We start from the raw sequence: 592 nt of genomic DNA, 5'->3' as shown, positions 1-592 counted from the left end.
GGACGTGGAGGAGGCCTTCGCGAAGATGAAGGCCGGCAAGGTGCTGCGCTCCGTCGTGGAGATCGACCGATGAGCGCCGCCGACGGCCACGACGGCGAGGTCCTGCCCGACCACGAGCGCGACCGTCCCGCCGACCACGGGGCCGTGCCCGTGCGGAACGCCGGGGCCGCCGGCCGGGCCCGCATCGACCGGATGGTCACGTCCGGGACGTTCTCCCTCGACGGCGGGACCTGGGAGGTCGAGAACAACGTGTGGATCGTGGGCGACGACGACGAGTGCGTCGTGATCGACCCGGCCCACGACCCCGCCGCGGTGGTGGAGGCCGTCGCCGGGCGCACGGTGACGGCGATCCTGCTCACCCACGCCCACGACGACCACATCCGCTCCGTCAAGGAGGTGTCGGGACAGGTGAGCGGGACCATCCACCTGCACCCGGAGGACACGGTGCTGTGGGAACAGGTCTATCCGAAGACGCCCTTCGACGCGCCGATCGCCGACGGGCAGGAGTTCGCCGTGGCCGGGACGACCCTGACCGTGCTGCACACCCCGGGCCACTCGCCCGGATCCGTGTGCTTCCTCGCCCCGGAGCTGG

Annotated in this window: 1 protein-coding gene; it reads left to right on the top strand. The window is 72.1% G+C overall.

Features of this window, described 5'->3' with window-relative positions; all coding sequences use genetic code 11:
- Window positions 1-192: 192 nt before the first annotated feature.
- Window positions 193-592 (top strand): MBL fold metallo-hydrolase (locus tag ABD220_RS10775; RefSeq protein ID WP_344122431.1); only part of this gene is annotated, 400 nt, incomplete at its 3' end.

This window comes from Kocuria aegyptia, assembly GCF_039530085.1.
GTDB classification, from domain to species: domain Bacteria; phylum Actinomycetota; class Actinomycetes; order Actinomycetales; family Micrococcaceae; genus Kocuria; species Kocuria aegyptia.
This window is presented reverse-complemented; position numbering and strand designations above follow the sequence as displayed.